This is a genomic window from Natronomonas moolapensis 8.8.11 (assembly GCF_000591055.1).
Taxonomy (GTDB): Archaea; Halobacteriota; Halobacteria; order Halobacteriales; family Haloarculaceae; genus Natronomonas; species Natronomonas moolapensis.
Map to the genome: position 1 here is coordinate 853040 of NC_020388.1, position 24128 is coordinate 877167.

At 66.9% G+C, this 24128-nt stretch carries 23 protein-coding genes and 1 pseudogene; 3 read left to right on the plus strand and 21 right to left on the minus strand.

Annotated elements, in window-relative coordinates:
* Positions 1–15: 15 nt before the first annotated feature.
* The 5 genes from NMLP_RS04255 to truD all read right to left on the minus strand — a co-directional run bounded on the left by NMLP_RS04255 (position 16) and on the right by truD (position 2907).
* Positions 16–273 carry a KEOPS complex subunit Pcc1 gene (locus NMLP_RS04255; RefSeq protein ID WP_015408899.1) on the minus strand — a complete coding sequence of 86 codons (258 nt, stop codon included), beginning with the start codon at positions 271–273 and terminating at the stop codon, positions 16–18.
* 1 nt (position 274) lies between these two features.
* Positions 275–409, minus strand: a complete 135-nt coding sequence (locus tag NMLP_RS04260; protein WP_015408900.1) for a DNA-directed RNA polymerase subunit P — start codon at positions 407–409, stop codon at positions 275–277.
* Complete coding sequence (locus NMLP_RS04265) at positions 410–670, minus strand: eL43 family ribosomal protein (RefSeq protein WP_015408901.1); 261 nt, start codon at positions 668–670, stop codon at positions 410–412.
* An 85-nt stretch (positions 671–755) separates the two neighbouring features.
* Positions 756–1478, minus strand: coding sequence for a DUF2103 domain-containing protein (locus tag NMLP_RS04270; RefSeq protein WP_015408902.1), 723 nt, complete (start codon positions 1476–1478; stop codon positions 756–758).
* A gap of 91 nt (positions 1479–1569) precedes the next feature.
* The gene (gene truD / locus NMLP_RS04275) at positions 1570–2907 is read right to left on the minus strand and encodes a tRNA pseudouridine(13) synthase TruD (RefSeq protein WP_015408903.1); all 1338 of its coding nucleotides are present in this window, start codon (positions 2905–2907) and stop codon (positions 1570–1572) included.
* 174 nt (positions 2908–3081) lie between these two features.
* On the opposite strand from truD, the gene NMLP_RS04280 reads away from it, so the two are divergent.
* Positions 3082–4155, plus strand: coding sequence for an NADH:flavin oxidoreductase/NADH oxidase (locus NMLP_RS04280; protein WP_015408904.1), 1074 nt, complete (start codon positions 3082–3084; stop codon positions 4153–4155).
* Between the two features lie 14 nt (positions 4156–4169).
* On the opposite strand, the gene pth2 is transcribed toward NMLP_RS04280, so the two are convergent.
* The 13 genes from pth2 to NMLP_RS04345 all read right to left on the minus strand — a co-directional run bounded on the left by pth2 (position 4170) and on the right by NMLP_RS04345 (position 17408).
* Complete coding sequence (gene pth2, locus NMLP_RS04285; protein ID WP_015408905.1) at positions 4170–4508, minus strand: peptidyl-tRNA hydrolase Pth2; 339 nt, start codon at positions 4506–4508, stop codon at positions 4170–4172.
* Positions 4509–4549: 41 nt separating this feature from the next.
* On the minus strand, positions 4550–5677 hold the full coding sequence (locus tag NMLP_RS04290; RefSeq protein WP_015408906.1) for a glycosyltransferase family protein: 1128 nt from the start codon (positions 5675–5677) through the stop codon (positions 4550–4552).
* An 89-nt stretch (positions 5678–5766) separates the two neighbouring features.
* A complete protein-coding gene (locus NMLP_RS04295; protein WP_049926136.1) occupies positions 5767–6651 on the minus strand; it encodes an SDR family oxidoreductase in 885 nt (294 codons plus the stop codon).
* Between the two features lie 2 nt (positions 6652–6653).
* Positions 6654–7079: a DUF5791 family protein gene (locus NMLP_RS04300; RefSeq protein WP_015408908.1), complete on the minus strand. Its 426-nt coding sequence runs from the start codon at positions 7077–7079 to the stop codon at positions 6654–6656.
* 45 nt (positions 7080–7124) lie between these two features.
* Entirely contained in the window at positions 7125–10022 is a 2898-nt protein-coding gene (locus NMLP_RS04305) for a DUF7286 family protein (protein ID WP_152024100.1), read from the minus strand.
* Entirely contained in the window at positions 10010–10795 is a 786-nt protein-coding gene (locus NMLP_RS04310; protein ID WP_049926139.1) for a DUF7284 family protein, read from the minus strand. Before NMLP_RS04310 ends, NMLP_RS04305 begins: the two co-directional genes overlap by 13 nt.
* Positions 10780–11175 (minus strand): DUF7285 family protein, encoded by a 396-nt coding sequence (locus NMLP_RS04315; protein WP_015408911.1) that lies wholly within the window; start codon positions 11173–11175, stop codon positions 10780–10782. The genes NMLP_RS04310 and NMLP_RS04315 overlap by 16 nt, the downstream gene beginning before the upstream one ends.
* Positions 11159–11626 carry a DUF7283 family protein gene (locus NMLP_RS04320; protein WP_015408912.1) on the minus strand — a complete coding sequence of 156 codons (468 nt, stop codon included), beginning with the start codon at positions 11624–11626 and terminating at the stop codon, positions 11159–11161. The genes NMLP_RS04315 and NMLP_RS04320 overlap by 17 nt, the downstream gene beginning before the upstream one ends.
* Positions 11627–11649: 23 nt before the next feature.
* Positions 11650–13338 carry a type II secretion system F family protein gene (locus NMLP_RS04325; protein ID WP_015408913.1) on the minus strand — a complete coding sequence of 563 codons (1689 nt, stop codon included), beginning with the start codon at positions 13336–13338 and terminating at the stop codon, positions 11650–11652.
* Between the two features lie 5 nt (positions 13339–13343).
* A complete protein-coding gene (locus NMLP_RS04330) occupies positions 13344–15125 on the minus strand; it encodes an ATPase, T2SS/T4P/T4SS family (protein ID WP_015408914.1) in 1782 nt (593 codons plus the stop codon).
* Complete coding sequence (locus tag NMLP_RS04335; protein ID WP_015408915.1) at positions 15082–15579, minus strand: DUF7311 family protein; 498 nt, start codon at positions 15577–15579, stop codon at positions 15082–15084. The genes NMLP_RS04330 and NMLP_RS04335 overlap by 44 nt, the downstream gene beginning before the upstream one ends.
* Positions 15576–16070, minus strand: coding sequence for a DUF7310 family coiled-coil domain-containing protein (locus tag NMLP_RS04340; protein WP_015408916.1), 495 nt, complete (start codon positions 16068–16070; stop codon positions 15576–15578). The genes NMLP_RS04335 and NMLP_RS04340 overlap by 4 nt, the downstream gene beginning before the upstream one ends.
* Before the next feature lie 102 nt (positions 16071–16172).
* Positions 16173–17408, minus strand: coding sequence for an RNA-guided endonuclease TnpB family protein (locus NMLP_RS04345; protein ID WP_015408917.1), 1236 nt, complete (start codon positions 17406–17408; stop codon positions 16173–16175).
* A 54-nt stretch (positions 17409–17462) separates the two neighbouring features.
* Between NMLP_RS04345 and NMLP_RS15580 the strand changes: the two genes are divergently transcribed.
* Both NMLP_RS15580 and NMLP_RS04350 read left to right on the plus strand, forming a co-directional pair.
* Positions 17463–17600, plus strand: a complete 138-nt coding sequence (locus NMLP_RS15580) for a hypothetical protein (protein ID WP_015408771.1) — start codon at positions 17463–17465, stop codon at positions 17598–17600.
* 191 nt (positions 17601–17791) lie between these two features.
* Positions 17792–19987 (plus strand): amino acid permease, encoded by a 2196-nt coding sequence (locus NMLP_RS04350; RefSeq protein ID WP_015408918.1) that lies wholly within the window; start codon positions 17792–17794, stop codon positions 19985–19987.
* A 112-nt stretch (positions 19988–20099) separates the two neighbouring features.
* Here the strand turns inward: NMLP_RS04350 and NMLP_RS04355 are convergent, their stop codons facing one another.
* The 3 genes and pseudogenes from NMLP_RS04355 to NMLP_RS04360 all read right to left on the minus strand — a co-directional run.
* Positions 20100–21434: an alkaline phosphatase family protein gene (locus NMLP_RS04355; RefSeq protein WP_015408919.1), complete on the minus strand. Its 1335-nt coding sequence runs from the start codon at positions 21432–21434 to the stop codon at positions 20100–20102.
* 640 nt (positions 21435–22074) lie between these two features.
* Positions 22075–22710, minus strand: coding sequence for an IS6-like element ISNamo12 family transposase (locus NMLP_RS14185; RefSeq protein WP_015408486.1), 636 nt, complete (start codon positions 22708–22710; stop codon positions 22075–22077).
* Between the two features lie 51 nt (positions 22711–22761).
* Positions 22762–24009 (minus strand): annotated as a pseudogene (locus tag NMLP_RS04360) (RNA-guided endonuclease InsQ/TnpB family protein); the annotation flags it as partial.
* Positions 24010–24128 lie beyond the last annotated feature (119 nt).

Genomic DNA, 24128 nt, shown 5'->3' on the forward strand with positions numbered 1-24128 from the left:
TGGTCCCGCTATCGATTATAAAATCTCGTCCGACCGTCCGGCTTCGGCGGATCGCTCCGCGACTTCGAGCAGCCCCTCCCAGGTGTTCAGGCCGGCCCGGAGGGAAACGAGGTCGGCCGCGTCGATGTCGATTCGGACCGTCGCGTCCGCGACGGTCAGCGTGGCCGTCGCCCGATCGCCGTCGATCTCGCCGAGTTCGCCCGCGACGGCGTCGGCGACGAGCGCAGCCGCTTCCGGGGATCGATACTGAAAACGCAGGTCGGCGCTGTGCACGCTACTGGACGTCGACCTCTTTGATGTCGCGGCTCCGCTCTTTCAACAACACGCGGTGGCCGCAATACGGACACCGGACGCCGCCGTACTCGTCGAGTTCGACGTCTCGCTTACAGCGGGAGCACTTGTAACTCATCTATTCGTCGTCGCCGATCGCCGCCCGGATGGATCGTTTGACCGTCTTGCCGGCCGGCGTCTCGGGACGGTACGCCCCGCCCGTGAACGTCTCGCCGGTCTCCTCGTTGACCCAGATCCCGGTGCCGACGCGGGTAACGTCGTCGCCGTCGACGCTCGCGTTCTGCGTGTCGCCTTCGATCTCCGCGACGCGACGGCGTGCGACCCGTCCGTAGCGCGCGCCGAACCGACCGGCGCTCCCCGTCGTATCACTGTTGGCCATAGTGTATATATGTGGCCGCAGCGAACTGATAAACCTCTCGTTTTATTTGCGGTGCGAGGATCGAAGCCCGCGGGCGCTCGTCCTCTCAGCTCTTGAGTTCGGACTCCGAGAGCGCATCGTTGAGGTCGGCACGGACGTGCTCGCCGAGTTCCCGGTCGCCGGCCGTCGTGACGATCCGGTTCTCTTGGACGCTCGAGCCGTCGCGGATCAACAGCCGGACGTTGCCGTGTTGGTCGGCGCGGGTCGCCTTCGCCCGGACGCCGGTCCGGGACCCGGAGCCGCCGGCGTCGATCGGCCCAGGGATGATCTTTTTGACGTGGGGGTGTTCAGCGACGGTCTCGAGCGCCCGACGGCCGTCGCGACCGCCGATGAGCGTGCTGTGGCTGCCGCCGAGCTTCTCCGCGACCGTCGCTTCGACGACTTCCAGTGCAGGGTCGCCCCGTTTTCTGCGAACCGCCTCGATTGGGTCGTCGTCCTCGACCCGGTAAAACGGGTGATGGAGCTCGCCGCGGACGGCGGCGATCACCTCGCGGTCGCCGGTCGCGTACACCTCCTCCGGGCGCTTTCGGCGCGCTTCGTCGGCGACCCGCCCGGCGAAATTCCGGAGCTCGGTCGGTGCCCACCGCTCGTCGGTCTCGCGTGTGGTCGTCACCGTCCGCTGCCCGACGATCTCGTCGTCGAACAGCGCGGTCACCGTTGCTCGCTCCCGGCTACACTCGATCACCGCGGTGTCGGCGTTCGGGGTGCGACAGACCAGACAGTAATCGCCCGGTCGGTCGAGCGGCGACGCACAACACCGACACTCCATACCGGGGGAAAGACGATCGAGCCCGATAAGCGGGGCGGTTCCCGCCGGATACGGACACTTCGTGGGAACACATCCTCGGATCCGGGGCGGTTCAAGAGAGGTCGTCGGGGTGGGTTTTCAGGAACTCCCGCGCCAGCACCGTCGCGTAGCTCCCTTTTGGCAACGAGAACCGGAGCGTGAGGGGGTCGGACTCGTGTTCGAGATCGGTCCGAAACAGGACCGCCCGCCGCGTTCCCTCCGAGCCGAACGCCCCCGGCCGGTCGAAGTCGCCCCGCTGGAGGTCGAGGTCGTCCAGCACCTCCCGGACGATCTCGCCGGGCTCCCCGAAACCGAAGTCGGTCTCGGTGCCGACGAGCGGGGCCGTAACGAACGCCCGGCCCCGCTCGCAGTGCCGCCGGATCGTTCCGAGTTGCTCTGCCTCGACAGCCTGCGTCCGATCCGGATCGGGGAGACCGTCGCCGTCGGCGAAGCAGACGACGTCGCCGACGGCGGGCGTCCCGAACGGGAGCCCCCTGCGGAGCCGCTCGGAGAGGACCCGGTTGAAAACGTATGACTGGGCGGCGTTCGTGAACATCGACTGGAGGTTCCTCGGCAGCGTCTCGAGGGCCTCGCGGTAGTCCGCCGGTCCGTCTGCCCCCTCGGCCAACCGCCCCGCGATCGCCCGTTCGAACCGGAGGCCGCCGGGGAGGACCTCGTTCGCCCGCTCCCATTCGCGCTCCTCGTCGAGTCGCTGTCGCGCCGTCCGGGTCCGGTCGGGTTCGCGGTCGCTGGACTCACAGACGTAGCGGACCGCAGCGGATTCCCACTCGCCGCGGACGACATCGAGGCCGACACGGTGAGTGATCGGCCGCATCGAACCGAAGCGCTGTTGGCCGAAGTAGTTCGGAACTGCCACAGCGCCGTCGCCGTCTTCGTCGGCACTCCTCCCATCGGCTCCGAACCGTCCGAGTTCCACCGCGATCGGGTCGGCGTTCTCCGGACGCTCCGCGCCGCGGACGACAACCTCGAAGTCGTTGCCCGCGAGGTCGCCGAACAGCACCGGACGCCCTGCCCGCCCGAGCGGTTCGATCGTCGCCCCGTCGACCGACGGCAACTCGTCGTCGGGGTGTTTGATCGAAAACAGCTGCGTCGTGACGGCGTGTTTGTCCTTCGTTCCCGCCCAGGAGACGCGCTCGCGGCTGACCCCGAGTCGTTTCGAGAGCGTCGACGCGAAGTCGTTCGTGTCCCACCCCCGCAGCGTCGCTCGGAAGACCAGATGAGGGTAGGAGCCGACGTCGGCATCGACCCCGCGAAGGTCGGCCCCGAAGGCTTCCCGCTCTTCGACCCGGAAGTCCTCCGGGCGATCCCTGAGGTGACCGCCGGTGCCGTCGGTCTCGGAGACGTAGTACTTGATTCCGACGGCCGCCTCGGTGGGGTGCGCCTCGCGCATACGTCGGGTCTGTGCGTCGCCGGACAAGCCACTTTGTATTCGTCGGCCGGTCAGCCGACGGACCGCCGGATGGTCGACCCGGGCGGATCGGCAGGGACGATCGGCGCGGCCGAGAGCCTGCTCGCCCGTGACCCGAATACAAAGCGTCTTTTTCCACCGTCCCGATGCGCCGCTATGCACCTGTTTACGCCGTTCGAGTGCCGCGACGTGACGGCGAGAAACCGCGTGATGGTCTCGCCGATGTGTCAGTACTCCTGTGAGAACGAGGACGGTCTCGCGACCGACTGGCATCTCGTCCACCTCGGTAGCCGTGCCTCGGGCGGGGCCGGCATCGTGATGACCGAGGCGACCGCCGTTACTCCGCGCGGGCGCATCTCCCCGCAGGATCTCGGCATCTGGAGCGACGCCCACGCCGAGGCGCTCGAACCGGTCACGGAGTTTATCGCCTCGCAGGGTGCGCTTTCGGGGATCCAACTGGCCCACGCTGGCCGAAAGGCCTCGACGTTCCGCCCGTCGGCGGGCGGCGATCCCGTCCGCGGCGAGTCGGGGTGGACCCCCGTCGGTCCCACCGAGGAACCGTGGCCTCACGACGAACCGCTCGCGACCGAACGGCTCGATTCGGCGGGCATCGATCGCGTCAAGCGGGCGTTCGTCGACGCCGCCGTCCGGGCGGTCGAGGCGGGCTTCGACGTCCTCGAGATACACGCGGCGCACGGCTATCTCCTCCACGAGTTCCTCTCGCCGGTGACGAACACCCGCGATGACGAGTACGGCGGCGACTTCGATGGTCGGGCCCGGCTACTCGAGGCGGTCGTCTCCGACGTCCGGGCGGCGATCCCCGAGGGAACGCCCATCTTCGTTCGGATATCGGCGACTGACTGGCTCGCCGATCGGCGCTCCTGGACCGTCGAGTCGTCGGTCCGCCTCGCGGCGAAACTCCGGACACTCGGCGTCGACCTTATCGACGTGAGCGCCGGTGGAATCCACCCCGACCAGCAGGTCCCCGACACCGGGGCCCACTACCAGGTCCCCTACGCCGAACGCGTCGGGGAGAGCGAACTCCCAGTCGGGGCCGTCGGCGGGATCACGACCCCGGAGGGTGCCGACGAGGTGATCCGAAACGGCCGCGCCGACCTCGCGGTCGTCGGCCGCGAGCACCTCCGAGACCCGTACTTCGCGCTCCGGGCGGCGGAGGCGCTGGACCGAGACGCTCCCGTGCCGAGACAGTACACCCGCGGGTTCCAGTGACTCACGGCCGACGGTTAATAGAGGCTCAGATCGCCGGTCACCTTGTCGACGATGTTCTCGGGGCCGGGGCCGACGGCGAGCGTCGTCACCGTCCCGGGATCGAGTTGTGTGTGGCCGGCGTCGCTGACGACCGCGTGGGGGAGCCGTTCCCGACGCGCCCCGTCAGCGAGTCGGCGCAGTTGTGTCTCCCCGGACCCCTTCAGAACGATTTTTTTTTGCCCTCCCGCTTTCCACTCGCGTCGGGCGTCCGGTTCGGCGTCCTCGTACGCTTTCAGCGACGCGTGTGCGACCTGTGCGGCGAGTTTTCCCGTCCCCATTCCGATGTCCGTCCGCGCGACGATGGCCTGTTTCATACCGCGTCTCTCGGGCGAGCAGCACCTGAACGTTCCGGACGCTATGTCTGCCGGACGGTCGGAGCTGCCGTCTCGATCCCCGTCTCGTCGGCGAGATCTTCGACGGCCGCGGCGGCGACCGACGCGGGCGAGAGTTCGGCCTCGTCCCACGCTGGGAGACGGGTATCGGGTCCCGGTCGCCCGACCGTGTCGGCGTAGGCGTCGATCTGTGCCAGTTCGTCCTCGCGGTCGTATTCGAGTCCGTTGAATCCCGAATCGAGCGCGTATGCGTCGGCGAGCCGTTCTGCGGCGGCCCGATAACGCGATTCGAGTGTCTCGTACGCCGGTGTGTGCCCGTTGTCCTCGACGGCCCGGAGCAACGCGTCGCCGACCTGTTCGGACATATCGGAGAGCCCACTCGGCCCCGAAACGGCTCGGTGGTCGTGTTCGTGGATCCCGAGGTCGACCTGCGCCGAGCCCGCCGCGCCGACCAGCCGGAACGCCTCTCCGAGTGTTCCGACCTCGAGACCCCATCCGCGCTGGATCCGGAGCCGACGCGCCAGCCGTCCGGTCGCCGCGAACTCGCCGGCCAACGCGTACCGAAACGAGCCGAGATAATCGAGCACCGGATCGCCGTCCTCGGACGCGAGCGCCTCGACGAGCGGCCGGTAAAACAGCCGGAACAGCCGGCCGTACAGCCGGTCGTTCTCGACGCGGGCGTAGTAGCCCTTCGAGAACGCCGCGCCGTGCGCCAGCGGGAAGAGCAGTTTGGGGACGTGGTGTTCGTCGTAGCTCTTCGCGTCGGCGTCGTGGATTACGACGTATTCGCTGTCGCTTGCGATCCCGAGTGCGAGCCACACGTCCCGGCCCTTGCCACGCGCGCCGTCGAGACCGGCGGCGGAGAGGCGATCGGAGAGCCGGGGACCGTCACACCAAAGCACCGACAGCGGGAGGTCGAACCCCGAGAGCCACCGGACGACTGGATCGACGCGCTCTTCGGAGGCCCGAAGCGGGACGACAACGCGCTCCGGGGAGACGGACTCGAGCGCCGAGAGGACGCGCTCGGCAGCCAACCCGGCGTGTTCGCGTTCGGTCATCGGGACGACGACGGTCGCGCTGTCCGTCGGCGCGTCCGGACGGGCGCTTCCGAAGTCGTGGAGCGTCCTGACTCCCTCCTGTACGTATTCCATCGACTCGACGGAAGGGCTCCGACGTCGAAAAACCCCTGGCTTGCGGCATCGTGTGTGGGCTGGCTGGCGCCCGCTTTCGCCTCTCTCGGTCAGTTCGTCTCGCAGTAGGCGTTGATCGCCGCCCGGTACCCCTCGCGGTACGTCGGATACCGGAACTCGTAGCCGAGTTCGCGGACGCGGTCGTTCGAACACCGCTTGCTCGTCAGGATGCGTCGACGAGCGGCCTCCGAAAGCCCCTCTTCGTCGAGGCGTTCTGCCTCCGTCCGTTTCCGCGGCGGGTCCGCGCCGCACTCGCCGGCGAGCCAGTCGGCGAACGCCCACTTCTCGACGGGTTCGTCGTCGACCGCGACGAGCAGTTCGGCGTCGGTCGACCCGAGCATGAATCGGACGATCCCGGCGGCGTCCTCGCGGTGGATCATGTTTAGATACCCCTCCGTGACAGGCCCCTCGAGGTAGCGTCCGAGCCGATACCGGTTCGGCCCATAGAGGCCGGCGAAGCGAGCGACACCGCCGTCGATGCCGTACTCCGCGGCAAGTTCGCGGGCGATCCGCTCGGCCTCGGCGAGGACCCGCGTCTTTTCAGTCGTCGGATCGAGTGGTGTGTCCTCGTCGACGAACGCGCCATCGTGGTCGCCGTAAACGCCCGTACTCGAGGTGTACACGAGCCGTTCTGGCGGCGACGCGCGAGAGCCGAACGCCTCGATGGCCGTCCGGAGCCCCTCGACGTAGACGCGTTCGGCCGCCGCTGCCCCCCGGCCGCCGGAGGACGCCGCGAAGACGAGCGCGTCGACGTCGGGGACCGAAGCGAGTTCGTCCGGATCGGTCACGTCGGCCCGGACGGCCGTCGCGCCGGTCGCCTCGATAGCGTCGATTCCCTCCGGCGAGCGCCGAACGCCGACGACGTCGTGGGTCCCGTGGAGCTGTCGGGCGAGTTCGAGGCCGACGTAGCCGCACCCGAGGATCCCGACGCGCATCGTCACCGCGCCCCATCGATGTACTGCAACAACAGCGCGAACTCCCGCAGCGTCATCGGGAACCGTCCCTCGATTTTCGAGTGGATCTCGCGGGCCTCGAGTTCGCCGTCGATACCCGACTCGACGGCCTCGACGTCGAGTACGGCAGTCGTCATCCCCATGAGGAGGTCGTCTCTGGCGACAGCGGCGATGGTCTCGCCGTCCGGCGCGTCCTCGGGCACCGCGAGGATCGAGGCAGCTGCCTCGAGTGTCAGCCCTGGATCGTCGCCCTCGAGCACCGATCGGAGATCGGCCGGATCGAGCCCCGATCGTTCGGCGGTCGACTCGACGCCGTGGTCGTCGGTCACCGACGCGAGCGCCTCGAGGTACCGTTCGTGGAGTTCGGCCGGTCGGAGTTCGCCAGGTGAATCCGCGATTTCGTGGAGCATACGCTCCGTTCGGACGCCGCATTAAAGTAGCGTTCGGGCTCCGGACTACCACCCCGGCGAGGACTTGATCGGCTCGCCGTCGGTATCACCAACCCCGCGCGGGCCGGGGGGGACGACCACGACAACGGCGGTTCGCGTCCCGACGGATACCCGGTCGGCAACCCCGAGGCGCCTCGGGTCGCCGTCGTGAACCACCCTCGCCGTTCCGCCGTCGCGGAGGTACGTCGTCGTTGCGGCCCCGTCGCCGCGGTTCGTCCGGACCGCAAAGCGCTCGTACTGTCCCGAGACAGTGACGTACCAGACGTTCGCGGTAACGAACCAATAGCCCGGCACCGGCGCGATCGGCAGGCCGGCCGGGACCGCTCCGAGTCGCTTGCCGAGCACCTCGACGCGCTTGCGTTCGCTCGCGCTCTCGATCCCGTCGGCGAGAGTGGACTCGAGTTGGTCACGGTACTCTCGTTTGGCCACCCGCTGTGCGGCGGTCGTCGTCGGTTCGGGCGGGCGGGCGGCGTCCTCCTTGAGGGTCGAATCCAGCGTCGTCTCGAGCCGGAGCTCGATCCGATCCTCGCTCGGGGGCCCGTCGATCGACCGCGCGGCCCGCTCGATCGTCGTCCCGTCCGTGAGCATACGGGCCTCCTCGGCGGTTGAGGCGTCGACGCTGAGTGCGGCCTCCGCGTCGTGTTCGGCGACGCCCGCATCGACGAGGTCGGCGACCAACGCTCCCCGGACGTGGTCCGTCGCGTCCGCGACCTCGGTCTCGAGTTCGTCGCGGTTCTCCATTCCGGGTTCCATCGCGTCGAGCGTCCCCGCCGCCGTCGACAGCGAGACCCGACCGGTGTTGAGAAACGGGATCCGATCCAGGATGCCAGCGACGACCTGGGTGTGTGGCGACGAGAAGACGTTGACCGTCCGCGCCGAGAGAGGGTACACGCTACCGCCACCCCGGGCGTCGATGCGGTCCCGGGTCACGGCGCTCGTCGTGAGATACGACGGCGCGGTCTCGACCGACAGCGAGAGGTTCCCCGCGGGATCGGCGATCGGCTCCGCGTCCGGCCTCGACGCCGCCCGGTGGGCCGCCAGCGCCCCGTCGAGACGGTCGGTTCCGAGGTACTCCCCCAGCGACTCACCGACCCCATCGGCGGTACTATCGTCGGCTGTCACCCGTCGGTCGAGTTCCGAATCCAGCGAATCGAGATACGCGAGACGTGCCGCACGGAGCGTCCGTTCGGGTGCTGACCGATCCGACTCGGGCAACAAATCGGCCCGCGCGTCGTCGAAGCTCGATCGGAGCCGTTCGGAGGGCGTCACCCGTCCGGCGCCGACCGACGGAGCGGGGACCGTCGCGGAGATGTCGCCGGCCCGGTCCCGGGCCGTCTCGAGGTCGGCTTCGACGGCGGATCGGTCGATCGACGGCGTCGCGGTCGCGGTCGCCGTGGATCGGATCGAATCCCCCCGTGCTGCCGCCTCGGCTGCGTCCTCGAAGCCGCCCGCGTCCCGGATCGCGCGAGCGCCGGCACGGTCGGCGGCGCGGCTCAGGTGCCCGTCGATCCGCCCGTCGGGCACCCGCTCTATCGGGACCGCCCGGGCCTGGGCCGCGACCCCGACGCGGTAGGTCCGCTTCGTGACTGTCTCCGTCTCCGTCGTCTCGTTGCCCTTCGCCCAGTCCCTGGTCGTCGTCTCGGTCACCGTCACGTCGTATCGGCCGCTGTCGACTGTCCCCCACCCGGGCGCGTTTGGCCCGCCGCGGCCGACCCGGTCACTGTCGATCGAATCGTCGGTTCGTCTCGATTCCAGCGTCCAGCCGTAGCCGGGCGATCGATCTCCCCGGCTCGATCGACCCCGAAACCGCGTCGTCGTCTCGATGCGGGCCTCGACCGTGTGGACTCGTTCGATGCACTCTTCGAGTCGATCCGCGCCGGTTACGCCGATCGTATCGGCGAAGGCGTTGTCCGCGGAGGTGTCGATCTCGGCGGTCACTTCGGGGTCATCGGGTTCGTCGCGCCACGTGCCGACGGGCTGTTCGGGCGGCGGGTCGGGGCCCAGGGCGTCGGCCCCCACGAGCACCGTGTCGATCCATTTCTCCTTCCCGCCGACTCCGACGAGGGCGTCGGTCGTCGCAACGCGCCGCCCCGCGGCGGCGACGCCGCGGTGGCCGTCGGGGTCGGCCTCTCCGAACGTCGCGCGCTGTTCGGCGATCAACGCGTCGTTTGTCGCCAACTCGACATGTCGGAGCCCGAGGACCGTCGAGATCGGTGCGCCGCCGTACTGGGCGTAGCCACGGGCCCACGCGATCGGATAGAGCCTGGCGGTGACCCGCCGTCCGAGTCCGCGTCGCGTGACCGGCGCGTTGGCACGGGTCTCGAAGCGCTCGGTGCGGTCGTGTAGCAACAATACGGGGTTCGCAACGACGAAGCGCGCCGATCGATCGGTGGTCGTCACCCCCCGGCCGTCACGCGTGGCACTAAAACTCACGTTCTCGATGCGGACGGCCACCGCGGCCTCGTCCTCGCCCACCCGCTCGAGCGCGACGCGTTCGATGGCCCGTCGATAGCCCTCCGTCGTCGCCTCGACCGGCGGTAACGACGCTGTAACCGTAACTGGTCCCCGTGTCGCCTCGACGTTCTCGAGACGTTCGGCCGCGCGTAAGTAGATCCGAAGCCGGAGCGCGTCTCGGAACGGCTGGCTCCCGCTCAGCGCCCGCCCGGCAGCCGTATCGGCCGGGTCTATGACCGGGTCGATCGCGGCGTTCGTGGCGGCCGAATCGGCTGCGCCACGCAGTTCCGTTGCGGCTTCGGCCCTCGCGCCGTCCATCGCGTCCTCTATGGCCGGGGCGTCCGTCGACGGCTGTAGCACCGTCGTCGTCGCGAGCGTCGTGCTGGTGAGCACTAGGAGAACACCGACGAGCGCGAACGGGACGCGGGCGCGGTCGTTCACGGTTCCCACCGCCGCACGACGATTTCGACGTCCGCCGTCGCCGTCCCGTCCGGCACGGGGCCGGCCGTGTCGGAGCCGGATTCCATTCCGGCTTCGAGCCGATCGGCGAGTTCGGACGCCAGCCGTTCGTTGGCCTGCTTCGGCGACGCATCTGCGAGCGGCTCGGCGACGTCGACCCCGAGAACCGCAGCGAGCGATCGATACCGATCCGCCGTCCTCGACGCGACCCGGCGGTCGACGAGGCGAATCCGGGTTCGCTCCGGGGGAAAAAGCCGATCGATGTACGCATCTGCGACGGCGGTCGCGAGCGACTCGGTCGAATCGACGCCCTCCGGGACCGCCATTCCGCTATCGACACTCAGTCGCGTCGCGGCCACGTCGGCCGTCGAGGGGGGCTTCGGGCCGACCGTGAGCCCCCCGGCGAGGGCCGCATCGGGGTACGGCCGCCAGCGGGCGGTGATCCGGACCCGACCCGTCGTCCGCCGCTCGACTGCCCGGCGGGTCGCGCCGGGGTACGTCGATTCGAGGAGCCGTTCCCCGTCGAGTGTCGCCGCGAGGACAGACGCCCGCGCGAGATGCTGTGCGAGCGTCCCGTGTGCGTCGTGATCGTTCGCGACCGGGACGGTCGCCGTCACCGCCCCAACCGACGCTGCCGCCGGATCACCGTCGACCGTCGATCGCCAGTCGTCGTCAGGGACGGCGACGGCGAGCGTGCCGACCGCGACGCCGATCAACAACAGACAGATCGCGACGTCGAGGACGGTGCTCACGCCTCTGGCCATACGCACACCTCCAGAGTCCCCGGCCGAACGCGCCCCGGAGCGATCTGGACACTCACTCGCCGGCGGACGCAGTCGGCGCTCGGTTCCAGCGTCGGACCATCGGCCCATGCCTCCGAGTCGCTCCGGAGCGTCGCGTTCGTGACGTATCCGTTCGGGCTGGCGGTGTCGACAGCGTCCCCGATCGGCGGTCGGATGACGCCCAACTCGGACGCCTCCTCGGCGAACCGATCGGCCGCGATGGGTGCCATCTCCGATTCGACCGTCAGCAAGGGCAGCGTCGAATCGAGGACACCGACGTACAGCGAGAGGCCGACACCGAGCGCGAACACCGCGACGAGCGCGGCGAGCGGCTCCGTCTGAGCCTTATCCGGCGAGGACAACGTCCGTTCCCTCCCAGTCGATCCGCCTGACGACGAGCCGGTCGGCGCCCTGCCACTGTGGTTTCGCCGCCCGGGCATGCCGTACGGCTCGCTCGAACTCGGCGGGCGTCCGGAACGCCCGTTCCGGGGGGTCGCCCCTGAGTGTCGCCCGGAGTTCCGGGTCGTCGAGGACCGGGACGACAGGGCCGTAGCCGAACGCGGCGTGTTCGGTGCCGCCCGGCCCGCGAAGCGACACCGAATCCGACCCGATCCGCACCGCCTCGGCGTTCGACAGCGGATGCTTGCCGACGGCGGCGTGTTCGCTCGCGGCGACGCCGTCGACCGTCCGGGCCGCCCCCGAGGCGTCCGGCGGAACCGCAGACGGAAGGGCGGTTACGGCCCCGACGGCGGTGCTGCTGACGATCGCCAACCCGATCCAGACGTACCACGCATCCAGCGGCGGTCCGAACATGGGCGGTCTGGTCCCGTTATCAGTTATAAACCCCCGGAAACGGCCGACGTCGCGAAGACCGCGAGGAGGAACGTCACCGTCGCGGTACAGAGCGCGATGCCGACCCGGTAACCGACGGTCGCCCGGTCGAGCCCGCGCTGGAGCCCCGTCGAAAGCCCCGTCAGGACCGCCGCCATAAGGAAGACGTAGACGCCGACGGCGATTCCGAGGCCAGCCGTCTCGGGAGCGCTGCCGTTCAGCGCCTCCGTCGTCCCGACGCTGTCGGCGAGCGCGACCGTCGCGCCGCCGACGAGCGGACCGAAGAACGCCGCGGTGTTCGAAAGCGTCGACGTCACTCGGCCGAGATCCTGTTTTGCGTCCCGCTCAACGCGGCGGAGCTCGTCGAGGTGATCCGCCGTCTCGACGAGCGCCCTGCCTGCTGGCGCCCCCGTTCCGGCGGCCATGCCGAGCAACCGGGCGGTGCTCTCGGCCCGCTGGCTCGGTAGATCCTCGAGGGCGCCGTGTTCGCCGACGAACGCCGCCTCGACGCCGACGCGGAGCTGTCGCTGACGCCTGGCAGCCGAGCGGAACGCTCCGCCGACGATCCCCTCCAGCTCCCCGGCCGCGTCCGCAACCGCCTGTTCGACGGCGATCCCGTCGGAGACGCGGCGGCCGACGAGATACAGCGCATCGGAGAGCCCCGATTCTAGTTCGTCGGTCCGTTTCCGGACGGCGACCACCGGACGATACCGGACGACGAGGGCGGATCCGACCCCTACACCGACCGCGGTGAGCGCCACCGTCCATCTCGGGAGAAGCGTCCGTGCCGCGACGGCGCCGACGAGACCGGAGCCGACCCCCGCAGCGACGTACACCGCCGGACTGGACGCGACTTCGCTGTCGATCGGTGCCGGCGGGAACGCCACAGGACGGTTCGCGAGCAGCCAGCCGCTCCCGCAGAGCAGCCCAGCGGGGAGGACGAAGTCGTACACGCCGACGATCGCCGGCAGCGTCGCCTCGACGCCCGCCGCGCCCGCGGCCGGCAACACGCTGACGAGCGCGAGCGGGAGGAGGACGCCGAAGGCGTACATCGCCGTCGACGGTCCCCGGAGCGAGTCGGCGGCCTCCGTGGCACGATCCCGCGTTCCGTCCAGGATCGTCTCCATCGCGCGACCGAGCGCCCGGTCGCGCTCGCCCTCGGGGGCGTCGGCAGCGGCCTCGACGAGGGTCAGCGACCGATACAGCGCCGGGAACCGCCCGCGCCAGGCTTCGGCGAACGCACCGAGTCCAGACGCTGGCGTCCCGCGAGCGCGCCCGACGTGGTCGGCGAGGCGACTCCCGAGTCGCCCCTCCGTCCCGGCGGCGAAGGCGGCCGCTTCCTCGGCCGCGGGCGCGATCCGCATCCGAAGGACGGCGCGGCTGACGATCGTCGGTGCGGTGCCGAGCGTCCGGCTCTGTCGGGCGTTGGCGACCGCGAGAACACCACCGCGGGCGAGGACCGTCGCTCCGGAGCCGACGCCCACCGCGGCGACAAGCAGCGAGGGCCGACCCAGTCCGATCGCCACCGCCCCGAGACAGAGGCCGACGACGACTCCGACGCCGTCGGCCGCGGCGGCGAGCGTTCGAGGGTCCCCCTCGAGGAACGGCGCGACCGCCCGCATCGACGCGGGCGTCGAGTTGCGCGGCGACAACGCCGCCAGCGCACGGATCGGCCGAGCCTGATCGAGCGCCACGGCGCTCAGACCTCCAGTTCGGCCGTTCGGTTGTGGATCGCTGATTCGACGTCGGCGGCGGTCTCGGTCGGCGTCGAGAGCTCCTCGAGCAGCCGGCTGTCGGCCACGCGAAGCGTCCTCGAATCGGCGTCGTACAGCAGCTCGAAGCCGACCCCGTCGGGGGACCGCCGAACGGACTCGATCGCGCGGACCCGTCGCCGTCTCGATCCGCCGTCCTCGTAGGCTTCCAAGGTCACGACGAGGTCCGTGTCCGCGAACGCCGACTCGGCGACGCCGAGGTCGGTGACGACGCGCTCTTTGACCGACTCGCCCCCGCCGCCGTGAATCGTCCCGAGCACCGTTCCGTCGGCCGCACCGACCCGCATTGCCTCGTAGAGCACCTTCGCCTCCTCGCCGCGAACCTCGCCGACGACCAACGCCCCGTCGCCGAGCCGAAGCGCCGTCCGGAGCGCCTCGGTCGCGGTGATCGACGCGCCGTCCCCGGTCGTCACGCGGAGCGGCTGGACGTCGCGGCCGTCACTCTGGAGCTCCGAAACCGGAAGTTCGGGTGTATCCTCGATGGCGACTGTCCGGACGTCGGGGGGAATCTCCCACAGAAGCGCCCCGAGCAGTGTCGTCTTGCCGGCCCCCCGCGAGCCGGCTAACAGCGTCGCAGCGCCGCGTTTGGTCGTCACAGAGAGAAACGCCGCGATCGACGCCGGGAGCGTCCCGTTGTCGACGAGGTCGGCGATCCGGAACGCCTCCTCGTCGTGGGCCCGGAACGTGAACCCGGTCCCGTCGCTCACTGGGTCGGTGACCCCGGCGATCCGAACCCGTCTACCGCCGGCGTCCGCGGTCGCGTCGAGCGTCGGGCTGGCCTGCGAAAACGCCCGCCCGCTCGACCGTCGGAACCGCGACGACAGCGCGGCGACGCCGTCCTCAGTGAGTCTGACGTTCGTCCGGAGCGTCTCGCCGCCACAGCGGACTCGAATTGGGTTCTCGGTGACGGGGGCGGTCGCGAACGCGTCGGTCACGTCCGGGTCAGCAAAGCAGTCCTCGAGGACCCCGAGTCCACGGGTATGCTTGCCGAGGGCGGCGGTCAACGTCTCGACCGGCTGTCCGGGGTCGGCGACCGACCTGACCGCCCGAGCGGGCGCGCGCTCGCCCCCTTCGATCGCGCCGCGGGCCAGCCGACCGTGTGCCGCGGCGAGCGTCGCGGTGTCCGCCGGGTCGAGACGGTGTTCGGCCGGCGTGAGGTGGTACGTCCCCATTTCAGTGGCCTCGTAGCGGCGGACGACCGCGCCAGTCTCGAGCTCGTAGCGGTCCCGTAACGTCGCTCCGACTGGGGGGCGCGTTGCGACGCGGGATTCCGCGACCGTCGGCCCGATCTGCGGGCGCAGTGCCGTTCGGTAGTCGCTCCCGAGGAAGGCCGCCAACCCGGTCTGGGCGACGAGCTCCGCGACCGGGCCGTTCCGCCCGGCCGCTGCCTGTGCCGCCCCGAGCGGGTCCGCCCGAGCGCGGTCGGCGAGCGCCTCGTCGTGAAACGACGCGGCGTCGGCGAAGCGGCCGGCGGCGACGAGGAAGCCGGCAGCACCGTCCTCGTAGGCCCGTTCGAACCCGTCCGACCGCGTCCGAACCGATTCGACGTCGCGCCGTTCGAGCGCTTCGACGACGGTCCGGCGGCAGGCCGGTTCCTCGCTGAGCCGCCCGCCGCCGGGGCACTCGTCGCTCTCGACGGAGAGGCGGTCGGCATCGAACGTCGACTCACAGCGACAGTCCTCCTCCGATGACAGCAGTCGGGCGAACACGGGGCGTCTGGCCGCGCGTTCGTATATAAACCCTCTCCCGGCCGACCCGGAGCCGAACCACGGCGGCCCCGTCGGTCCGAACCAACGCTAGCCGGACTCGCGCTCGATCGGTGAGGATCGCCGGGTCGTCGATGCGGACCGGGACCGCGACATCGATTGTCACGTTACGGCCGACAGAGGACTCCCACCGCAGGCTGTCGTCCGCGATCCGGAGCCGACCGGGCTCGGCGAACGTCGGCTCGGGCGGTTCGAGTGCGACGGTCGTCGCGGCCGGATCCCGCCCTGGCGCGACGGGATCGTTCTCGGCCGCGAGCCGTTCGGCGGCGTCGCGCAGCCGTTCGAGCTCCTCGGTGGCGAGCGCGGCGCTTCGCTCCCGGTCGGCGTGCTCGACGCTCGGCATCACGAGGCCGAATATCGCCGCAGCCAACGCGACGGCGAGGACGACGCGGATCACAACCGTTCGCGAAGCCGTTCGAGGGGCGTCGGGCGGTCGCTGGACCGGCCGTCGGCCGCGGACGCCGAGGCCTCTCCGGACTCGACGTCCGGTTCGGACCCGAACACCGGGGCAGGATCGGACCTGCCGGCGTCTTCGCCGCCGCCATCGGGGGCCGAGCCGGCACCGTGGCGGAACCGGCCTGGGGCGACGTTTCGCTCGACGGCTTCGGCCTTCCGGAGAGCGCGGTCGGCCCGCAGTTCGATCTCCTCGTTGACCGCCCGGACGGACCCGACGTAGCCGCGCAACGCCTGTACCGCCGCCTCGAGTTCGACGACCCGCGACTCCAGCTCGTCGATCCGGTTGGCCCGCTCGATCGGTTCCTCCTCCGAGAGCGCCCGTTCGACGGCTTCGAGCCGCCGCTTGAGCGTCTCGCGGTCGTGGTCGATCCCGGCCGGGGACGGATCGCCGTCAGTCGAGGGGGGATCGCGGTCGGTGTTGGTCGGGGGCATACCGCGAGCTGGCTCGCCATCGTTTATAAACCACCGGGCGTGACATCCTCCCCGCCGTGAACGGCGGGGCTTCCCACACGGTGAGAATCCGGTAGGCAGGTTTCAGTCCGAAAACGCCGAGAGCGTCATCTGTCCGGTTCTCGGACTCGTCTCTCGGTGAACTGTGGCGCTGTCACAGGCGCTCCTATCCCGAGGCGAGTCATCGCGTCCGGGTTCCCAACGGACGCTTTCTCCCCACGGGTTAGCGCGACCGGCGATGTTCGCCGCCGCGTTGATGTCTGCTTGGAACTCCGATACGTGGCAGTCCTCGTGCGGACACACAAACTCCGCTTGCTGACTCCGCCGGCCGAGACGACCGCAGGCGTGGCACGTCTGCGAGGTGTACGCCGCGTTGACGTACTCGACGCGAATCCCTGCCTCGGCCGCTTTGTCTTCGATTCGGCCCTGTAGCCGGGCAAACGCCCATGAGTGCAAACGCCGATTCATGAGTTTGCCGTAATCCAGCGATTCGCGGATGTACGACAGGTCTTCGAGAACGATAACGGGATTCTCGAAGGACTCGGCGTACTCGACGGCCTGCCGAGACGCTTTCTCGACGATATCTGTGAGCGCGTTCTGGTAGTGGTCGAATCGCTCGTCGATCCGCCACTCCGAAGCATCGCGCTCTTGAAGCCGTTGCAGTGTGGTGTGCATTTCTTTGCGGAGGTGTCGCGCTCGACTGCCGCTGACGAGCATCGGCTTCCGTGGTGCGTCGCGTTTGAGGGCACAGCCCGTGATCAACGCGCTCTCACCGACGTCGAAACCGATGTATGTCTCGTCGTCCGAGTCGGTCGGTTCTTCGACCGGGTATTCGACGGTGACGTGCAACTCCCACGACGTGCGGTGTCGCTGTAGCCGTAGTTCGCCCGCCTTCGCGTCCTCGGAGAGCAGGTCGAACCACAGAGATTCCTGCTCGGGGTTGATCCGAAGCGGAATCCAGAAGTTCGTCCCGCGTCCAGGTTGCGGGGCCTGCCACACGAAACCGTGTTCGCGCTCGTCGGAGTAGTCGAACGTCGCGGCCCGGTTGACGAGTCGAAGCGGATGCTCGTCGTCCAACTCTTCGGTGTTGTACGTCGAGCGGAGTTTCGGGACGTAAGATTTGAGCGCGTCTTTGGCTTGATACGGCAGGTCGTAGGGCGTCACAACGTCGTTGACGGCAGACATTGTGTCGGCCCTGTTGTCGAAGGCGTCGTGGAGTGCTTCGCGGTAGGTGTCCAAGAGTCGTTGTAAGCGTTGCTCTTTGCCCGTGGTGGGCGTTGCGAGCGTGGCCTGTAGCGTCTTCGTCACCGTCTCGGACACAGTGCTACAATAGTGTTAGTCACAATTAACACCGTCGGTCACAAACCATGAGACGTGAAGAACATCAACATCGAGGTAGGCGAAGAACAGTACGAGAGCCTGAAAGAAACGAAGAAGCACCACGGACTGACGTGGCGAGGGATGCTACTCCACGCGCAACGGGAGTTGGATTCCGACCGAGCCACCGAGTAGCGGTCAGTCAGCACCGTGTCGCATTCCCTCCCGGCTTAAAGACCGGGATTCCCTGCTTGAATTAAGATGGCTGTTCTTTATGAGGATTCGCTCGGGAACAGTACTCACGCCGAAAGACCCGCTGGTCATCTGGGCGGTCCGACCCTTTGGGGAAGCGCAACCACCGGGCGAACACGGAACTCTCGATATATATGGGAAAACAACTCGAGCGCGACCTCGGTCTCGCATCGGTAACGGCCATCAGCATCGGTGCAATGGTCGGGAGTGGTATCTTCATCCTGCCGGGGTTGGCAATGGAGATGGCGGGGCCGGCGGTCATCTTCGCGTATTTTCTCGCCGGCGTGTTGGTGTTGCCGGCGGCGTTGAGCAAATCCGAAATGGCGACGGCGATGCCGGAGGCCGGCGGAACCTACCTCTATATCGAGCGGGCGATGGGGCCGCTGTTCGGAACTATTGCCGGCGTCGGGACGTGGTTCTCGCTGACGTTCAAAGGAGCGCTGGCGCTGGTCGGGGGCGCGCCCTACCTGGTGTTGCTGTTGGACATCCCAGTGACACCGCTCGCGCTGACGGTCGCCGCCCTGTTGATCCTTCTGAACATCGTCGGTGCGAAACAGACCGGTCGGATGCAGGTCGCGATCGTCGCGGTGATGCTCGCGGTGATGGTCTGGTTCATCGTCGCCGGTGCGCCCAGCGTCGAGAGCGCCCGCTACGACAACTTCTTCGACAGCGGGCTCGAGGGGATCCTCGGGGCGACCGGCTTCGTCTTCGTCTCCTACGCCGGCGTCACAAAGATCGCGAGTGTCGCCGAGGAGGTCGAAAACCCCGACCGGAACCTCCCCCTGGGCATTCTCGGCTCGCTTATCATCACTGCCGGGATCTACGTCGCCATTGTCACCGTCATGGTCGGCGTCGCAGATCAAGCCGACCTGACGAACACGGAGACGCCGATGGAACTCGCCGCCGGCAACGCGCTGCCGGCCATTGGAATTACGGCGGTCATCGTCGCAGCGCTGTTGGCGCTGGTCAGCACCGCCAACGCGGGGATTCTCTCCTCCTCACGGTATCCCTTTGCGATGAGTCGGGACGGACTGGCTCCCACCGTCTTCGAGACCGTCAGCGAACGGTTCGAAACGCCGGTGAACGCGATTACGATCACCGGCGGTGTGTTGCTCGTCCTCATCGCCTTCGTCCCGATCGACGATATCGCCAAACTCGCCAGCGCGTTCAAAATCCTGGTGTTCATCCTGATTAACGTCGCCCTCATCGCTTTCCGGCAGGGGTCGATCGAAGCCTACGATCCCAGTTTCAAATCACCGCTGTACCCCGTGCCTCAATTGGTCGGTATCATCGGCGGGGCCGTCCTCCTGCGGTATATTGGCTTTGTCCCGCTGGTCGGGGCTGTCCTCATCACTGTCGGGTCGATGGCGTGGTACTATTTTTTCGTCTACCGCCGGGGCGGAGTTGGCCGCGAGGGAGCCATGACCGACGCAGTTCGCCGCAGCGTCGGGCGAGACGTGGTCGATCAGACCGAATCCGAAGTCGAGGTCGATAGCAACGAGGTGCTCGTGGCGGTCACCGACCGGACGCCACCCGACACCGAGCGATCGTTGATCGATCTTGCGGTCGATTTCGCACGCACTCGCGAGGGGGGTGTTCGGGTCGCACAGTTCGACGAGGTTCCCGACCAGACGCCGCTTCCGCAGTCCGCCGATAGCCTCACCGAGGCCGATCAGGCGTTCGAGGCCAGAATGGCCGACAGGGCGACCGATTCCGAGATCTCGATCCGGTACGGCGAGGTCGTCAGCCACGATACGCGACACGCCATCGTCAACTATGCCGCTGATGTCGAGGCCGATACGCTGCTCATCGAGCGGTCGAGCGGACGCGACACGCTGCTCGGCAGCGACACCGACTGGATCGAAGAACACGCCCCCTGCGACGTCATCGAGGTCACGGACCTCCACTATGACACAGCCAGCCACATCGGTGTCGTGACTGATGAAGGACCGTTCGATCCCCCGAAGGTCGGACTGACCGACGCGCTCGCCATGGCGGTCGATGGAACGGTCACGTTCTATTTCCCGATGCCGGTGGACGCGCCGGAAAGCCGCCGGAACACCGTCGAGGATTACCTCTCCGAGCTGGCGGATCTGTGTGAGGCCCCGGTTGAAACCAAAATCATCGAGCCTGGAACTGACGACGCAATGGAACGTGCAGCGCGTGAGTCCGACGTTCTCATCGTAAGCGGCGTCCAGCGCGGTCTCACAGACCGACTGTTCGGGCGTGCCAGCCGGGTTACAGCAGGAAGCAAACACGGAACGTTGGTCGTCTATGGGGCGAGCCGACCGGGACGAGTCCGCGGAGCAATCGAACGGCGGCTGTTTTAATTAATCGGCTTCGGCGTTTTGCTCCCGCATTCGCGCTCGAACACGCGCTCGGTCCGGTAGAGCCTGATGTTGATTCGACGAGCGGACCACGCCGTTCAGGACACAGGAGAGCTCACACCAACGAGGCGCCGTCGAAATCGCCACGGTCGATGTCGATATCGAGGAGTTCGAGCACCGTCGGCGCGATGTCGTAGAGGTCGGCGTCTTCGATCTTCGCGCCGTCGTCGTCGACGAACAGGCAGGCGTTCTCGAAGCTGTGCATCCCGTTTCGCGGCCCGGTGTCGAACACCGCATCGCCGCCGCGGAAGCCGGACTTGAGATCGAAGCCGTCATTCGGGATGACGACGAGGTCGGGGGCGATCTCGTCGTGAGCCCCACGGAAGGCGTCTTCCTTCGTCACGATACGGTCGGCGACGGGTCGCCCGTCCGGCCCTTCGAGCGCCTCTAGGTCGGTTTTGAGCTCCGTTCGGACCGTCTCGTACTCCGCCTCGGGAACCGATCCACGCGGCTCGCGACCCTCGAGGTTGATGTAGAACCGACCCGGAATGAGCGAGTACGCCCGGGTGTCGTCGGCGATGTCGCCGAGGCTGTCGTGGTCGTCGCCGTCGAAGGAGAGCCACCCCTGTTCCTCGAGCCAGACGTTACATTTGACCTCGTAATCGAGCGAGGTGAAGCCGTGATCGGAGGCGACGACCATCGTCGTCTTCTCGTCGAGCATCCCGCGCAACTCCCCGATGTAGTCGTCGAGTTTCGCGTAGAACTCGAGGAACTCCGTTTTGTACTCGCCGTCCTCGGCGTAGTCCTTGAACAGGAAGTGATTCACGCGGTCGGTCGTCATGAAGACACCGAAAAAGAGATCCCAGTCGTCGCCCTCGATGTATCGCTTGAACGCCTCGAAGCGGGCGTCGAGCGTCCGGTGGGCGTCCTCGATGAACGCCTCCTTGTCGTCTTTGTGCCCGAGCTTCGCGTTGACGTCGATCTTGTACTCGAGGTTCTCGAGCGTCTCGCGGAGTTCGTCGGGGTAGGCCGCCTTCTCGACGCCCGGGGAGAGGAACCCGCTGACCATCCGCTGGATGTCCCGGTCCGGGGGGAACGTGACGGGGACGTTCATTACTGTTGCCTCCCCGCCGGCGTCGTCGACACGGGACCACAGCCGCGTCGCCTGGACGTCCTGGCCCATCGGGACGTACGTCTCGTAGCTGTCTATTTCGCGGTCCTGGAAGCCGTAGACGCCAGTCGACCCGGGGTTGACGCCGGTTGTCAGGGCCGGCCAGCACGCGCTCGATTCGGGCGGGACGATCGAGTCGATCGTCCCGCCCGACGCGATGGCGTGGAGGTTCTCGAACGTCCCCTCGTTGTCGGCGATCAGTGAGTACGGTACGCCATCGATACCGAAGAAAGCGACCCGTGGTCCGCTCCCGCCACGAAGCCGATCGAACAGTCCCATGTCTCGCCTTGCGAGAGGCGGCTACAAGAAGTTTCGTTTCGACGGGCAAAGCCGACAGCGGTCGTCGAAACCGGCAAGTGAGTTCCCCGGACGGTATCGCCCCGAGTGCTCGCTGTTTCCGGGTGAGACCGTCGGACCCCGCTACCCGTCGTCCGGATCCGCGTCGGCGTCCACCCGCTCGAAGTTCTCCGGGACGACGGTCGGGTGCCGCACGCCGAAACTGTCGGTAGGATCCGTGCTCATATGGCTTTCTACGGTATCCGAACGTATATATCAACCTATAATCATAACGTATCCACGGGCGGACGCCGTATTCTCGTTGGTAATTGTCTTCCGGAAACTGAGGTACAGAGAGGGAATCGATCGATTATTCGTGCGTAGCCGATCGATGCGGGAGTCGTCTCTGCGTGGCGTCGCAGATGCGGTCGGCGACCGACAAACCCGGCGACCGACGGACTCGGTGGTTATGCGTTCGTTCCTCGTCGATTGACATCCTCCTCCGCCTGAAGACGGCGGAATCCCACGGCACCGCACCGCTGGATTGGGATATTAGGGTTTGCAGTCCACCACCTCTTCCCGAGGTTGGAATCCTCGGGAGAGGCCATGAAGGTAGACTTTGGGCTGTGCCAACCGGTAGTGTTTAGATAAGCTGATTCCATGCGAAGGCGAACGCTTGTAACCAATTTTCGGCGGTGCTTGGTTCGACGTGGCTAAACGTATTTGAAAATTGGTTTGTCCGTCGTTTTACTTCGCGAAAGACACGTTCGACGGCATTCCGATTCCCATGTGTGACGTGTTGGAATCGGAGCCCGTGTCGATGGCAGGCCGCGTGTAACCACGGTGCACCGTCGACGAGAAAGATCGCGTCGTCAACCTGATGTTTCTCACGCAGTTCTGAGAGAAACATCGAGGATACCGCGTTTGTTCTCGTCGGATAGAGCCGAACATGAAGCAGTCGGTTCGTGTCGGGATCGACAGCAGCGTACAGCCAATACTGCTCAGAGTTGAGCTGAATCACGGTCTCATCGACCGCAACGTGATTCGGATCGGCACCATCGGTCGGCTGTAGATCGGCCTTCTGAACCCACCGATGGACGGTGGTTCGATGGCGATCGACACCCAACCTCTCAAGAATCGAAACGGTATCCGAAAGTGATAAGCCAGCCAAATGAAGTCGGATACCGAGCTTCATCGCCGGCTCGGGTGTCGCCTCTCGCTCCAGAAAATCTAATTCGATACAACCGCTATCGCCGCTGAGGCGGTCAAAGCTGAGCATAGAGCACTCAATCTTTTGACCGCCTCACCCTTCGACCTTATCTCAACACCGCCGTGCCAACCAGCCGGTACTCCTATCCCCACCCAAATCGGGAGCAGACTCGGAGTTACTTTGCTTCAACTCGAGACGGATGTTCTCCGCCCCATTCACGTCAGCGTTGAACACCGCGTCACACGGCTCGCAGACATACAAGCCACGTTCGACACGCTGACTCTCGTCTTCTCTACCGCAGACGCAACACGTCTTGCTCGTGTCGCGCTCTGAGACCTCTACGACTTCGACGCCCTCGACTTCGGCCTTGTATTCGAGAATCGAGGTGAAGCGGTCGAACGCCCAGCCGTGCAGGTCGAGGTTCCCGTGCCGCCCCCAGTTCTTCGCCTCGCCGTTGTCGTCTTCACGGACACCAGCGAGCTTCCCGATGTTGATACGCCCAACACCACGCTCGATACATCGCTGGACGATGTGTTTGGATAAGGAGTGGAAGAAGTGGGTGCGGCGCTCCGACCACTTCGCGTGGAGACGGGGCGCTTCTTTACCACCCGAGTCGTCGCACTTGGCGATTTCTTTCGGGAAGTAGTACCCGTCCTGTTTCAACCGGTTGCCGGGGTAGAGGTCAGCTTGTTCAGTGCTGTATGCGACTGCCGCGAAGTTACAGATGCCGAGGTCGATACCCGCTGTCTCGTTTCCGGGTGCGGTGGGTGTCTCGATTTCATCCTTACAGACGAGATGCAGTTCCCAGCGCCTCTTTGCTTTGTCGTAGACGGCTCTGACCTGTTGGAGGTTCTCAACAGTGACACCGGGGCGCGTCTCGTATTCGACAAGGATGTACTCCCATGCTTTCGGGTGTTCCTTGTGATTCGAGCCTTTCGAGAGACGGACACGGTTGTTCTTCGTGTCGTGTTTGATGCCGTTTTGTTTCCACGTCACCGTGCTACGCGGGTGTTCTTCGTGGACGCGGTTGCCGTGGTCATCGTAGTAGTTTTTCTTGCGGTAGCCGGGCGGATTCGCTCGATTATCAGACTTCCTCTTTTCGTACCACGAGTTGAAGGCTTCAGCGAGTTCCTCCAGAACGCGCTGACTGGACTGCGAGTGCAATCCCTTGTACTTTGAGTGACCTTTCAACTCGTCTTTGAGGTCGCTGTGGTCTGGAATCTCACCCGTATCATCCCATTTTTGTCGAGAGTGGTAATTAGCGACGTTCCAGAGTTTGCTGGCACTCCACCCGTGCCGGTCAAGCGGGTCCTCTACCTGTGAGTGGTTGAGGATTTTCGCCCGGTGGGTTCGATGGATTTCCAGCATTCTGAACGCCTCTATAATCACTTATACTCGCATTTGTTGTAAAGGTTCGGTTTGAGAACGGTGGAATATCCAGCCGTGCTATCGGCGGTGGGTTGTGGAGGAGTTGTCGGATTCATCCT